Raw genomic sequence first — 12,713 nt, 5'->3', positions numbered from 1 at the left:
TGTGCTGTGCTCGAGGGGTCTAGGCAGCGTGCAGCGGGAAACGCACCCACGGCGAATTCTGCGCCAGCAGGGCGGTTTCCAGATCGCTTGCGAACGTGCCCATGTCGGCGAGGTACTCCTCCATCGTGTCCTCGTCGCTAGCCCAGATGGCGCGGCCGTACCAGAAGCTCGCCGCGTAATCCGCCCAGCTGGTGAAGTACTTGCGTGTCTCCACGAGCGCGCGGCGTTGGATGTCAGCCAGCTCCTCCGGCTTGATCATGTCCCCAGCACCGCCAAGGACGAAATATTGACGCCACGCGCGATGTCCCAGGCGCGGGTGGTGCGCGGAATCATCGGCGCCATCGCGAGAAAGCGCTCATCGTTGTAGCGTTCCAGCCACTTCGCGAAGAATGTCGGCCTGTCACCGGTAAACAGCGCCGTCGGGTTTTCTAGCGCCGCGTTTTGCACCATTTCATTCTCGTAGGCGAGCCACTGCGAGAGCTGATCATCGGTCATCTGCCCCGCCCAATCCAGCCGCGACGCCTCCCGGGCGCATTCCGTCAGCCCGAGGATGAGATCAAAGCCGGGCGTGTGCATGTCGCCGGCCAGGAGCTTGTTCACGGTGTCGCGAAGCTCCTCAGCGATGGAAATCCCCCACTGCGCCTGCAAAGACTTCCGCGCCAACCCTGCAATCAATTTGTTGCGCGCCGGCGGGCCGCCGCATTCGTTGACTGCCGACGCACCAATTCAGGATCTAGCCCCCTTTTCGCCCACGTGTATCAACCTTCCAGGGCGACGCCATAAAAGGCATTCAGCACTTGAATCATGGGAAACAGACGACGAAAAGTTAACGGCGTCCGCAGAGTTTCCCACAAACACAGCGAAATATATTGGATATTGCTGGCCTACAATTTTATGACTAGCTCCACTTCACAGGAGTTCCTCGACGGCGCCCTCGACAGGGCAGGAAACAGCGACGTCCTCCACAGTTTCACCACAACTGTGCTCCCCATCCTCGCCGCCAACGAGGTCATCCTCGAAGCAGCCGAGACCACGGGCCTTTTGTCACCAACCAGAGCCTGCTTTTGGTGGAGAACCTGCAGACCTGCGTCTCGACGCCCTGACCCTCACCAGCCCCAACTTCGAGGACGGTTCGCCGTCGTTGCAGGTTTTGGGCAAGACGGTCACCTGGCGCGGCTTCGGCGAACGTGGGATCGAGCGCGTGCGCCACGGACTGTCGTGGGCGCTGACACAGTACAACCCGAACCGTGTGCGCCTGGAACCCGAAATCCGCGTCGGGGGCCTACTCATGCAGTACATGGAGGTCCGCCCCCAAAAAACGGCGAGGATCCCGAGACCATTCGTAACGTCCTCAGCAACAAACGGTGGTGGTAGACATGACTTTCCCGCTTCTCGACGACGGCCACGGTTACCCACCCGCTCCCCCTACCGGCCCATGGGCGCGACGTACTCAGTGAACCGCCCGCGGACCGTGCCGGGCAGTACCGCGCCAACACCGCAGCTCCGGCTGCGGCACCGACACCTTCACCTACATGAAAGTAGACACCACGCCCGAGATCGTGGAGAAACTCCGCAACAAGGACTTCATCACCGGAGAAGAAATCGAGCTGAACGTGAAGCCGGGCCCCGGCCACAAGCTCGTTGCGGTGGAGGTGGGAGGAGTCGCGTCGGTTTTTGGCCTCATCAACGACGACACCGTCGCCCAGAACATGCTCACCTCTGACCCCGACTCCGCGCCGGCGGTGCTCAAGACTCTCACAATCGCCTAAAGGTTCCTCCACAGGACACCTGTTCTAAAGCGCAGGTAGTAGCCCCGTGCGCCCGGCACAGAGGCGCCGCGGCCCCGCAACAGCCTAAGTTATCCACAGGCCGTGACACTCGCCCTTTTGGCACCCGCTATTGCGATATCCCGTGAGCGCCATGGACATCTTCGACGTGCTCCCGCAGCTCTCCCGCCACGGCGTCGCCGTGCTGCGGGCCTGTCGTGAGCGCTCGCCGTACGACGTCGCCTCGACGCTCGGCATCTCCCGCAACCAGGCGAAGGCCTGGGCTCGGGTGGCAGATGCCTTCCTCGGCCCCGCTGACTCCCCGCGCAAACAAGCGGAAGCGATTCGGCATAGTGAGGCTGCGGGCCACAGCGTCGAAAGGCTGGTGATGATCGACCGCCACGCCCGCAAACTCCCCGGCCGGGGGCTGGCGTGGGCCCTACGCGCCGAGCTAGTGGCGATGGAGGGCACCTTCGAGGAAGTGAACAAGCATGGGCACAAGCGGGTGGCGGAAATCTTGCGCGAGGATGCCCCGCAGCCCCCGCGACCGAGCGTGCGCATCAGCGCCACTCACGATGGCATGCGCACCATGTTCATCTGCGATACCGAGCGGCGTATCACGGACCTGGAAAAGACCCTCGACGCACTCCGTAACCCCGAGCTCCCCCGCGCCGCGGGAATGTCAGAAGCGTTTTGGAATGCGCTGTCTGACGGCACCACCATCACGCCGCAGTACCGCACCGTCATAGCCGTAGAGCTTTCCGACGCCGCCGCCATCTGGCGCGGCGAGGGCGACGACGTGCGGCTCGGGCTTTCCGACGGCACGACCATGACCGGCCGCGAATACCTGGAGGCTGCCGCCAAGAAGCAGCTGGGCGACGATATTTTTGCGGGCCTGTTCCACCCGGAGCGCGGGCCGGTGAATTTGTACCGGGAGCGGCTGGCGTCGTTTAAGCAGCGAGTGCTGGCGATGGCGGAAAACCTCATCTGCCCGTGGCCTGACTGCAAGGTGCCGGCGGACCGCTGCCACATCCACCACATCACGGCCCACCACCACGGAGGGCTGACGGAGCCGACTAACCTCACCCCGCTCTGCCCGCATCACAATAGCGCCAACGATGATGACCCCAACGCCCCGCCGCGGCGCGGTCGCATCACGCGGGATGGCGGGCACGTGAGATACCGTTCCCCGGGAGGACGAAATTTCCGCAACGAAAGGGACGTCGCCGAGCTAGGAGCCATGGAGATTATTAAGCGGCTAGAATAAGCGGCGATGGAACCCGCTCCCGATATTCGAGTCAGTGACCACGACCGCGCCCACGCCATGGATCGTCTGGGCGCATACTTCGCCGACGGCTACCTTGACATGCCCGAATTCGAGGAGCGCACCTCCGCGGCAATGGTGGCCACCTACCGCAGCGATCTTGCGCGACTTTTTGCGGATCTCCCCGAGGAATCTGAGCAGCTGCCCGTGGACCGCACCTTCACTGGTGCCGGCGCTCCCCCAGGGGCGATGGAGCTCGAAGACTACGAGGCCCAACTCGAGTTGGAGCGCGCCATGGATAACGCCAGGATGGTGACGGCGATTGACTCGATCGTCGCTATCGGCGCCACAACGTTCTTTTTGGGATCCCTTTTCATCTATGACATCCCCTACGCCTGGCTGGCGTTCTTCCTTATCCCCATCGCTTCCGGCATAGCCCGCATGGTGTTCCGCGTCAACGACGAAGACGAGGAGCTCTACAACGAGCTCAAGGGCGACCTCGCCGAGACCCGCAAGGCGCGCCTGCGCCAGGCCGCCAAACGCCGCAAGGAGCTCGGCGGCTAGCGGCTTGAGTTAGAGCCAGGGGCTTAGTCGATAGCGCACCCTACCCACACTGGCTCCGGCACAAGCGCTATGCCAAAAGCGTCCCGCACTCCGTCGCGGATGGTGCGCGCCAGCTTCACGACGTCCGCGGTCCCCGCCCCACCCCGGTTAGTCAGCGCGAGCGTATGCTTCGTCGACAGTCCAGCAGGCTCCCCGGCGCTCACCCGATAGCCCCTGGGGAAGCCCGCGCGTTCAATCAGCCACGCCGCCGACAGCTTCGCCGCCGGCTCCCCGGCGCTATCGACGGCGTCGAATAGCGGCATCCGGTCCGCATCGGCATCGCCGCGCAGCCCGCGCACGGTCTCCCGCACCCGCTCCGCGTCCGCCAGCGGCACCACGGGATTGGTGAAGAACGATCCCGCCGACCACGTGTCGTGATCGCTGTCATCCAGCACCATCCCCTTCGACGCGCGCAGCTCCAGTACCTTCTCACGCACCTGCGCCACCGGCAGCCGCTCCCCCGGATTTTGCGTCAGCTGCCCGAACCGCAACGGCTTGGACAAACCATCCGTGCTCAGTGTCAGCTCAATCTCCAGCACCACGGCCCGGTTGGTGAACTTCAAATTCGAGTACCGATACGCCAACTCCAGGTCGCTCGCCGGCACCCATTCGTCCACCCCGCTCTCGCGGTCGTACAGACGCACCCGGGTGAGCACCTCCGAAATCTCCGCCCCGTACGCACCGACATTCTGCACCGGCACCGCCCCCGCCGATCCGGGAATCCCTGCCAGGCACTCGATCCCGCCCAGGTCTGCCTCCACGGCCTGCTTGACGACGTCGTCCCACACCGCACCCGCTTCCGCGCGCACGATCCCTTCTTCCGCGTCGATGTCTACGCCGTCGCATTCCATCACCACCGCAACAAGGTCCAACTCCCCGGCCCCCAGCGTGTCATCCGCGATGACCAGGTTGGAACCGCCACCAATGACGAGCAGTGGGACGCCCGCGGCGTCGAGAAGCTCCACCACGGATGCCGCGGCTTCCGGTGTCGCGCACCGCGCAGCTAAGCGCGGGGCTCCTCCCACGCGCAGGGTGGTCATCTCCGCAAACGTCACCGAATGGTCCACGCGCACACCGCCGATAGCGGCCAACTTCTCCGTCACAAGTTCATTCATCACATTAACCAAGGTAGTCTGTTTGGTATGTCAACCCGTAGTGAAAACACCGTAACGATCAACCAGCCCGCAGAAAAGGTCCACGAGGCGTACTTGAGCGCTGATTACTGGACTTTCATCGTCAAGAACCTTTCCCCGGAGCCCGGCGAGGTTCACGAGTTTGCCGACAACACCGCCACCCTCTACGAGGTTTTGCCCACCACCCTGCTGCCGGAGGCCGTGCGCGCCATGGTGTCTCAGGCGCTGAAGGTCAAGCGCGTGGTCAAGATCGGCGAGCTGGAGGGCAACGCCGCCGACATCAACTACACCGCCGATGTTAAGGGCACCCCTGTGGATTTCAAGGGCGACATCGCTATGACCGGCGAAGGCGAGATGACCAAGCTGAGCTACATCAACGAGGTGTCCGTGAACATCCCAATGATGGGCGCCGCGATCGAGCCGAAGGTGGGCGAGGCTTTGGGCGAGCTGTTCGCCAACGAGGGCAAGCTCACTGAGCAGTGGATCTCTGAAAACCTCTAGTCCCACCCGCTATTAATGGCCGATCACGCGCATAACCTGAAGGCTCAGGCCGGCGCGGGTCGGCCTTTTGGCGTTGTTACCCGCGGGACAACGAACACCAACCGCCTCCGCCGCTGCGACCGCTGGGCCGTAGCGCACCCCGCTATCCGCTCAACCTTAAAGCGGGTTGGTGAGCCCCTCGCCCTCGACGTAGGCTACGGCGCCGCCCATTTCACCACCGTCGAGTGGGCGCGCTGGCTCCGTACCGTCAACCCCCGCGTCCAGGTCAAGGGCCTGGAAATCTCGCCGGAGCGGGTGCTCCCGCCCCGCGATGGTGTCACCTTTGAACTCGGCGGCTTCGAGCTCGCCGGCTACCGTCCGCAGCTGGTCCGCGCGTTTAACGTGCTGCGTCAATACGACGTCTCGCAGGTTCGCGATGCGTGGGAGACTGTCTGTTCGCGTCTGGCACCCGGGGGCTACTTCATCGAGGGCACCTGCGACGAGCTGGGGCGTCGTTCCGCATGGCTGCTTCTCGACGCAGCGGGCCCCCGCACGCTGTCGCTGGCGTGGGATCCCATGGACGTCGAGAAGCCTTCGGACGTGGCGGAGCGCCTGCCGAAGATCCTCATCAACCGCAACGTCCCCGGGGAGGCAATCCATGCTTTGCTTTCCGACGCCGACGACGCCTGGGCCCGCGCCGCCGGCTGGGCGCCGCACGGGCCGCGGGTGCGGTGGCGGCACGCACACGAGGACTTGCGGCAGCGGGGGTGGCCGCTCGACAGGCAGCATAGGCGCTTTCGCGATAGCGGGTTCACCGTTGCGTGGGAGGCGGTTGCACCCCCTACAATCGAAGGTTCATGACTACGAAGGGAAACTCATGGCTGTGAAAACTCGCTCGGCTGCGTCGACGGCGTGGAAAATCGTGGTGGGCGTGCTGGTCGCACTGCTCATCCTGGTGCTCCTCGTGGAGTTCGGGCTGCGTTGGTTCCTGTCCAAGCAGATGGTGGACCAGTTCCACGCCCAGGCGCAGGAGCAGGGCGTGACGGCCCCGGCGGACCCAGAGGTTTCTTTCGGCTCGGTGCCCCTGGTGGTGGGTTTGGCCCAGGGCGAGCTCAACGAGATGACCATGAAGACCCCGTCGACGCTGCAGATTAACGGCACGGAGATTAAGGGCCAGCCGGAGTCGGAGATCCTCATGGAGGGGATGACGGTGTCCAAGGACCCGGTGGCGCGCCGACTGGTGGCCACCACGAACGTTCCGGATGATTTCCTGCTGGCCACGGTCCAGGCGGGTATCACGCAAGAGTCTGGGATGGAGGCCCTGGGCAATAACGTGATCACCGATATTCACGCCGCCGGCGCGACGTCCACGCTGGACGTGCAGTTCGCGGGCGGGCTGGCCACGCTGTCGCTGCTGCCGTCGATGGTGGACGGCGCACTGCAATTCGAAGCGGCGAAGGCGGAGATTTTCGGCTTCGAGCTGCCGGAGCAAGCCACGGCCGCGATCACGGAATCGCTCACCAAGGGTATGAAGGACCAGTTCGTGACCGGCAACATGAAGATCCAAGAATTCACCGTGAACGACGGCTCGTTGCGCATCACGATGGTGGGAAACGACGTCAAGCTCAGCGAAGCTGGCCAGGTGGCCTAGTCCACCGCGATGACGTCGAGCGGTGCGTCGCTGATATCGCCGAGCATCGCAGCTGGCGCTGCCACCGCGTCACAGCCCGCGCGCCGCGCCACGACCGCCGCGGCGGCCCACCCCCGCTTCGGCGCCAACTCAATAGCGGGGGTGAAAAGGACCAGGCGCGCCGGCGCCGGGATGGCCTCGCGCAGCGTCACCACGTCGCCGAGCAAAGCGTTATCCGCTTCCTCCGGATCCGAATAGCGGGTGTGATCTACGCACGCCCACACCTCGTGGGCGCCGGATTGGACGGCGAGCCGCCCTTCGGTGGCGGTGACGAGGGGGTGGTGGCGGCCCGTCGGGTAGCCTGCGAGCGCCGCGAGCACCACCCCGTCAGCGACGTGGGGCGCCACCGCGTCCACGTAGGACGGCGGCACGACTATCCGCCCGCTGGTTGTCGAGCGGGCGGATGTGAGGACGTCGGCAAGCGTTTGTTGCGCTGTTCCCAGCAGGTGGGTTTTACCAGCCGCCATTGCCGTCCATCAGGGATTTCACTTCGGGCCGTACGTCGAACCAGAACAGCCCGATGACCACGACGCCGATAATGGCGAGCATGGATACCATCGGGTAGCCCACGCACGCGATGGCGGAGACGAACAGCATCGCCGCCCAGGCTAATTTGGGCTGCCGGTTGTTGAAGTCGAAGGCCTGGTCGTTCATCGTCAGCGCTATCCCGGCGCCGACGATCCCCGCCACAGCCACGAGCAGAAACAGACCGTATTCAAACCATCCTACGAGATTTAACAGAATGAATAGGTCCATGTCTCACGCTGCTTTCTACTGCGGGTTGTCGGGGTTGATGACTTCTCCGTCGATAATATCGTTGTCCTGTGGCGGCGTGGTATTCGGCGCGTCCTTCTTCTTTACCTTCTCCTCGACGGTGGACTTGGCCTCGGTAAATGCGGTGCCAATCTTGTCCTTGGCGTCTGCAAAAGCAGGGGTTGCCCTAGTTGCTTCTGCCGCGCGGCTCACGGAGCCTGCCATGTCTTTAACGAATTCGGTAGCGCGGTCAACCAGGTTGCCGGTCTGCTCCGTGGTGCCATAGTTGGCGGCGGTCGACGGGGTCGTCGCGGCGCGGTCTTCGCGGAAGCGAGTAGCAAATTCCTCAACGACCTCGCGCGCGCTCAGGCCCGCGCCCTTCAGCATCGCGACAAGAGCCTTGTTGTTGTTTTCGGTGGTCATTGTTGCCCCCTTCACTCATCGTTTTTGTTTATCCGTCCCCCAAAGTACACAAAAGTCAGAAGAGCACGTTGGCCACCGTGTAAATCACGAGTCCCGCCAGCGCGCCCACGATCGTGCCGTTGAGGCGGATAAACTGCAGGTCCTTGCCCACCATCAGTTCAATTTTTTCTGATGCTTCCGCGGCGTCCCAGCGTTCGATTGTTTCCGAAATGATATCGGTGACGTCGCTGGCGTGGTTCTCCGCGATGAACCCGACGACGGCCATGATGCGCTCGTCGAGTTTGGCGCGCAACTCCGGGTCGCGCTGTAGGTTGGTCCCCCAGTCAATGCAGAGTTGTTGGAGTTTGGTGCGGAGGAAGGATTCTTCGTCCGCCGCGGCATTGCTTATCGACGCCTCGATGGTTGCCCACGCTGCCTCCGCGGCGCCTTGGACTTGGGTGGAGCCGAGGATGTCGGCCTTGAGCCCCTCGACGCGGTCGTGCATGGCGGGGTCGTGTTGCAGGTCGTCGGCAAGCGAGACAAGGGTGCGCCGGATGGCGCGGCGCGCCTCGTGATCGGGTTGGGTGTGGATTTCTTCCATGAAGCCGACGAGTTCGGCGTAGACCTTTTCGCCCACAAGGCTGCGGGCGAAGCGGGGCGCCCAGCCGGGCATACGCTCGTCAATGAGCTCGACGACGGCGTCTTCCATGGTGAGGACCTTGCGGTAGGCCCATTCGATGAGGTCATCGACGACGGGGTCGACTTTGCCGTCGTCGATGAGGTTGGCCAGCAGTCGGCCCAGCGGCGGCGCCCAGTCGGGTTGCCCGATGCGGTCGATGACCTGTGTGTTGATGAAGGCGATGGCTACGTCGTCGTCGAGCGCGCGGGCGGCGTTGGCGATGAACTTTGACACCTCTCGCGAGGCCAGGTGGGCGTTGCTGGGCTGTGCCAACCAGGCGGCGATGCGCTCAGGAACGTTGGCGGCGGCGACCTTGGAGGTGATGAGCTGCGGGTTGAGGAAGTTCTCACCCACGAATTCACTGAGCGCGTCGCCTACTTGATCCTTCTTCTTTGGCAGCAAGGCCGTGTGGGGGATCGGGATGCCGAGCGGGTGACGGAAGAGCGCTGTGACCGCGAACCAGTCTGCCAGCCCACCCACCATGCCGGCTTCGGCTGCGGCGCGGACGTACCCTACCCAGGCGGCGTCGGGGTGCCGGGATTGCCACCAGGTGCAGGCGATGAAAATGGCGGCCGCCAGCACCAGGAGGGCGGTGACGAAGAACTTGTATTTCCGCAGCGTTGCGCGGCGCTGGATGTCGGGATCGAGGTGCACCTGGGTTGTCCTTTAGGGGTTGCTAGAAAAAGCGCTAAGCCTTGCTGCACTAAGGATAGTCCCTAGCCCAGCAAGGCTTAGTGATGCTTCACGCGGCGTTAGTTCACGCGGCCGGTTTCCGCCTTGTACTTGCGGTAGTTCGCACGACCGGAGTGGATCATGCCGAAGCCAACGACGAGGCACACCACAGCAGCGATGGCGCCGATGACAATGAACCACATGGGGTCAGCGCCGACGGTGCCGTCGCCCCACAGCAGCACGCCCAGGCCCCAGATGAGGGTGCCAAAGCCCGGCAGGGAGCCCAGCACGACGCCCATTCCAGTCCACGTGGAGGTGCGGATGAGGGAGGAGTGCGGCGCGTGGAGGGATACAGGATCGTAGCCGTCAATGTAGCCGTCCTGGATCTTCGCCTCATAGGCCGGGTGAGTTTCAGACGCGAAGTCTGCAACTGCCGAGGAGTGGTCGCTCATAGTGGGTGAACTCGCTTTCGTCGATCTGCGTTGATCTGAGTTGATTATAGCCTAGTCAGCCTTACCGCGGAAAGCAGCGCGGGCGCGCTCGCGGGTGACTGCACCAACGGCGGTCAGCGGGACGCCTGCCGGGCAGACGTCGGCGCACTCGCCGTATAGGGAGCAGTGGCCGAAGTTGGTCTCCAGGTCGTCGACCATCTTGCGGGCACGCTCGCCGCGCTCGTGCTTGCCCAGCGGCATGAGCGACAGGTGCACCAGCTTGGCGCCGGTGAACAGGTGCGCTGCGCCGTTCGGGCAGGCCGCGACGCAGGCGCCGCAGCCGATGCAGGCGGCGTGGTCCAGGGCGTACTCTGCGGTCTCGTGGTTGAGGGTCAGGTGGTCAGCGTCCGGCGCGTTACCGGCGTTGATGGAGACGAAGCCACCTTGTTCCATGACGTGGTCGAGAGCGGAGCGGTCGACGACCATGTCCTTAATGACCGGGTATGCCGCGGAGCGGAATGGCTCGATCTTCAGGGTGTCGCCGTCCTTGACCTGGGTGAGGCGCTGCTGGCAGGCCGGGGTGTTCTGACCAGGTCCGTGCGGGCGGCCGTTGACCATCAGGCCACAGGTGCCACAGATGCCCTCGCGGCAGTCGGAGGCGAATGCGAATGGCTCCTTGCCGGCTTCGACCAGGCCGGAGTTGACGTGGTCGAGGAGCTCGAGGATGGACATCTGCTCTACGGCGTCGTCCACCTGAACGGTTTCAAACTTGCCTTCTTGGGTGGGTCCGGCCTGACGCCAGATCTCAAGTGTCAGCTTCATTACTTGTAGTTCCTTGTCATCAGCGGGATCGAATCAAATTCCAGTGGCTCTGCGTGGCGAATGAACTCGCCCTCTGCGGCACCCGGCTCCCACGCGGATACGAAGCACCAGTTCTCGTCGTCGCGCTCTGCCTCGCCGTCCTCGGAGAGGTGGTCCTCGCGGTAGTGAGCGCCACAGGACTCGTCGCGGTCGGCGGCGTCCACGCACATGAGCTCGCCCAGGTCCAGGTAGTCGGCGACACGGAGGCCGTACTCGAGTACCTGGTTCATATCATCGGCTGCGCCGGTGATGCGGACGTTAGCCCAGAACTCACGACGCAGCTCGCGGATCTTCTGGATAGCGACCTTGAGGTCTTCCACGTTACGGGAAACACCACAGCCCCAGTAGAGGATGTCGCCGAGCTGGCGGTGGTAGTACTCCGGGCCGTGCGGGTCGTTGCCGCGCACGCTCATGAGGCGGTCGATGCGTGCCTGCGCGCGCTCAACAGCTGCTGCTGCCTCAGCGGAGTCCTCGGCCAGCTTGTCCTGCCCCAGCTTGCCGGCCAGGTAGTTCGGCACGGTGAACGGCAGGGTGAACCAGCCGTCGACGGATGCGGACAGCAGCGAGTTTGCACCCAGGCGGTTAGCGCCGTGGTAGGTCCAGGAGCACTCGCCAGCGGCGAACAGGCCCTCGATGGAGGTCATCTCGTTGAAGTCGGTCCACAGGCCGCCCATGGTGAAGTGGCAGGTTGGCGCGATGCGCATCGGTGCGGAGTAAGGGTCCTCACCGATGGCCTCTTCGTACATCTCGAAGAGGTTGGAGTAACGCTCCTCGATGGTCTCCTTGCCCACGTGCTGGATGGAGTCGCGGAAGTCGAGGTACACGGAGTTGTGCAGCGGTCCTACGCCCAGGCCCTTGTTGATCTGCTGGGAGATGGCGCGGGACGCGACGTCGCGAGGCACCAGGTTGCCGAACGCCGGGTAGCGGCGCTCGAGGAAGTAGTCGCGCTCCTCCTCCGGGATGGAGTTCGGGTCGCGGTCGTCCTTCGGCTCGATGGGCGACCAAATGCGGCCGTCGTTACGCAGGGACTCGGACATCAGAATGGTCTTGGACTGCCATTCGGAGTTGACCGGAAGGCCCGTCGGGTGGAACTGGATGAAGGACGGGGACGCAAGGAATGCACCCAGGTCGTAGGCGCGCATCATGGCCGAGGCGTTGGAGTTCTTCGCCAGGGTGGACATGTGGTAGACGTTGCCGTAACCACCGGTGGCCAGGATGGTGGCGTGGCCGGTGAAGGCGCGCAGTTCGCCGGTGATCAGGTTGCGGGTCACGATGCCGTCGCAAACCTTCTTGCCGTCTTCCACGCGAGTGATGAAGTCCTGCAGATCGTGGTGCGAGAACAGCTCCACGTTACCCAGGCCGATCTGGCGGTACAGCGCAGAGGTCATGGACAGCTGCAGCTGCTGGCCGGTCTGGCCGCGGGTGTAGAACGTACGGGACACCTGCACGCCGCCGAAGGAACGGGTGGCCAGGGTGCCGCCGTACTCGCGGGCGAAGGGGGCGCCGATAGCGTTCATGTGGTCGATGACGCGGACGGATTCCACGGCCAGGCGCCAGCAGTCGGACTCGCGGCAGCGGAAGTCGCCGCCCTTGACGGTGTCCTTGGTGTGGCGGGACGCGCCGTCGTTGTCCATCTTGCGGGCACGGGAAGCGTTGACGCCACCCTGTGCGGCGATGGAGTGCGCGCGGCGTGGGGAGTCATGGTAGGTGAATACCTTGACGTTGTAGCCGAGCTCGCCGAGAGCTGCCGCGGCGGCGCCACCAGACAGGCCGGTGCCGACAACGAGAACCTCGAACTTGCGGCGGTTCAGCGGGGACACCAGCTCCATGTGGTCCTTCTGGTAGTCCCACATCTCACGCATGGGAACGCCCTTGGGCTCGTGGGAGTCAAGGACTGCACCGGCGGTCACACCTTCGACGACGGACTGCGGGTGGTTGAAAGCAGTTTCAGTGTTAGTCATGGTCACTCTTTTCACTCA

The 12,713-nt window shown here is 64.0% G+C and carries 16 protein-coding genes; 6 read left to right on the top strand and 10 right to left on the bottom strand.

Annotation, left to right across the window (positions count from 1 at the left end):
• Positions 1–19: 19 nt before the first annotated feature.
• Together H0194_RS11070 and H0194_RS11065 are read right to left on the bottom strand one after the other, a co-directional pair.
• Positions 20–259, bottom strand: a complete 240-nt coding sequence (locus H0194_RS11070) for a DUF1266 domain-containing protein (RefSeq protein ID WP_185175207.1) — start codon at positions 257–259, stop codon at positions 20–22.
• Positions 256–663, bottom strand: coding sequence for a DUF1266 domain-containing protein (locus H0194_RS11065; protein ID WP_185175206.1), 408 nt, complete (start codon positions 661–663; stop codon positions 256–258). The genes H0194_RS11070 and H0194_RS11065 overlap by 4 nt, the downstream gene beginning before the upstream one ends.
• A gap of 869 nt (positions 664–1,532) precedes the next feature.
• Between H0194_RS11065 and H0194_RS06890 the strand changes: the two genes are divergently transcribed.
• The 3 genes from H0194_RS06890 (at position 1,533) to H0194_RS06880 (ending at position 3,594) form a co-directional block, all read left to right on the top strand.
• The gene (locus tag H0194_RS06890; RefSeq protein ID WP_185175205.1) at positions 1,533–1,769 is read left to right on the top strand and encodes a hypothetical protein; all 237 of its coding nucleotides are present in this window, start codon (positions 1,533–1,535) and stop codon (positions 1,767–1,769) included.
• A 151-nt stretch (positions 1,770–1,920) separates the two neighbouring features.
• Complete coding sequence (locus H0194_RS06885) at positions 1,921–3,033, top strand: HNH endonuclease (protein WP_185176934.1); 1,113 nt, start codon at positions 1,921–1,923, stop codon at positions 3,031–3,033.
• A gap of 6 nt (positions 3,034–3,039) precedes the next feature.
• On the top strand, positions 3,040–3,594 hold the full coding sequence (locus H0194_RS06880) for a DUF1707 SHOCT-like domain-containing protein (RefSeq protein WP_185175204.1): 555 nt from the start codon (positions 3,040–3,042) through the stop codon (positions 3,592–3,594).
• A gap of 23 nt (positions 3,595–3,617) precedes the next feature.
• On the opposite strand, the gene H0194_RS06875 is transcribed toward H0194_RS06880, so the two are convergent.
• Complete coding sequence (locus H0194_RS06875; RefSeq protein WP_185175203.1) at positions 3,618–4,751, bottom strand: UDP-N-acetylmuramate dehydrogenase; 1,134 nt, start codon at positions 4,749–4,751, stop codon at positions 3,618–3,620.
• Positions 4,752–4,775: 24 nt separating this feature from the next.
• Between H0194_RS06875 and H0194_RS06870 the strand changes: the two genes are divergently transcribed.
• From H0194_RS06870 to H0194_RS06860, 3 genes are read left to right on the top strand one after another with little or no spacing between them, the layout of a single operon-like run.
• Positions 4,776–5,267: a DUF2505 domain-containing protein gene (locus H0194_RS06870; protein WP_185175202.1), complete on the top strand. Its 492-nt coding sequence runs from the start codon at positions 4,776–4,778 to the stop codon at positions 5,265–5,267.
• Between the two features lie 15 nt (positions 5,268–5,282).
• The gene (locus tag H0194_RS06865) at positions 5,283–6,107 is read left to right on the top strand and encodes a class I SAM-dependent methyltransferase (protein ID WP_185175201.1); all 825 of its coding nucleotides are present in this window, start codon (positions 5,283–5,285) and stop codon (positions 6,105–6,107) included.
• Positions 6,108–6,123: 16 nt separating this feature from the next.
• A complete protein-coding gene (locus H0194_RS06860; RefSeq protein WP_185175200.1) occupies positions 6,124–6,897 on the top strand; it encodes an LmeA family phospholipid-binding protein in 774 nt (257 codons plus the stop codon).
• Here H0194_RS06860 and H0194_RS06855 read toward each other — a convergent pair.
• The 7 genes from H0194_RS06855 to H0194_RS06825 form a co-directional block, all read right to left on the bottom strand.
• Entirely contained in the window at positions 6,894–7,403 is a 510-nt protein-coding gene (locus tag H0194_RS06855; protein ID WP_185175199.1) for a deoxyribose-phosphate aldolase, read from the bottom strand. The genes H0194_RS06860 and H0194_RS06855 overlap by 4 nt on opposite strands.
• Positions 7,390–7,692: a DUF2516 family protein gene (locus H0194_RS06850; protein WP_185175198.1), complete on the bottom strand. Its 303-nt coding sequence runs from the start codon at positions 7,690–7,692 to the stop codon at positions 7,390–7,392. The genes H0194_RS06855 and H0194_RS06850 overlap by 14 nt, the downstream gene beginning before the upstream one ends.
• 15 nt (positions 7,693–7,707) lie before the next feature.
• Complete coding sequence (locus tag H0194_RS06845) at positions 7,708–8,112, bottom strand: CGLAU_01105 family protein (protein WP_185175197.1); 405 nt, start codon at positions 8,110–8,112, stop codon at positions 7,708–7,710.
• A 55-nt stretch (positions 8,113–8,167) separates the two neighbouring features.
• On the bottom strand, positions 8,168–9,424 hold the full coding sequence (locus tag H0194_RS06840) for a DUF445 domain-containing protein (RefSeq protein ID WP_246388835.1): 1,257 nt from the start codon (positions 9,422–9,424) through the stop codon (positions 8,168–8,170).
• A gap of 98 nt (positions 9,425–9,522) precedes the next feature.
• Entirely contained in the window at positions 9,523–9,894 is a 372-nt protein-coding gene (locus tag H0194_RS06835) for a hypothetical protein (RefSeq protein WP_185175196.1), read from the bottom strand.
• 51 nt (positions 9,895–9,945) lie between these two features.
• A complete protein-coding gene (locus H0194_RS06830) occupies positions 9,946–10,695 on the bottom strand; it encodes a succinate dehydrogenase/fumarate reductase iron-sulfur subunit (RefSeq protein ID WP_185175195.1) in 750 nt (249 codons plus the stop codon).
• Complete coding sequence (locus H0194_RS06825) at positions 10,695–12,695, bottom strand: fumarate reductase/succinate dehydrogenase flavoprotein subunit (protein WP_185175194.1); 2,001 nt, start codon at positions 12,693–12,695, stop codon at positions 10,695–10,697. Before H0194_RS06825 ends, H0194_RS06830 begins: the two co-directional genes overlap by 1 nt.
• Between the last annotated feature and the right edge of the window lie 18 nt (positions 12,696–12,713).

The sequence above is a fragment of the Corynebacterium incognita genome (genome assembly GCF_014217255.1).
GTDB lineage: Bacteria > Actinomycetota > Actinomycetes > Mycobacteriales > Mycobacteriaceae > Corynebacterium > Corynebacterium incognitum.
Note: the sequence above shows the minus strand (reverse complement) of the source record. Positions and strands in the feature narration are given on the sequence as shown.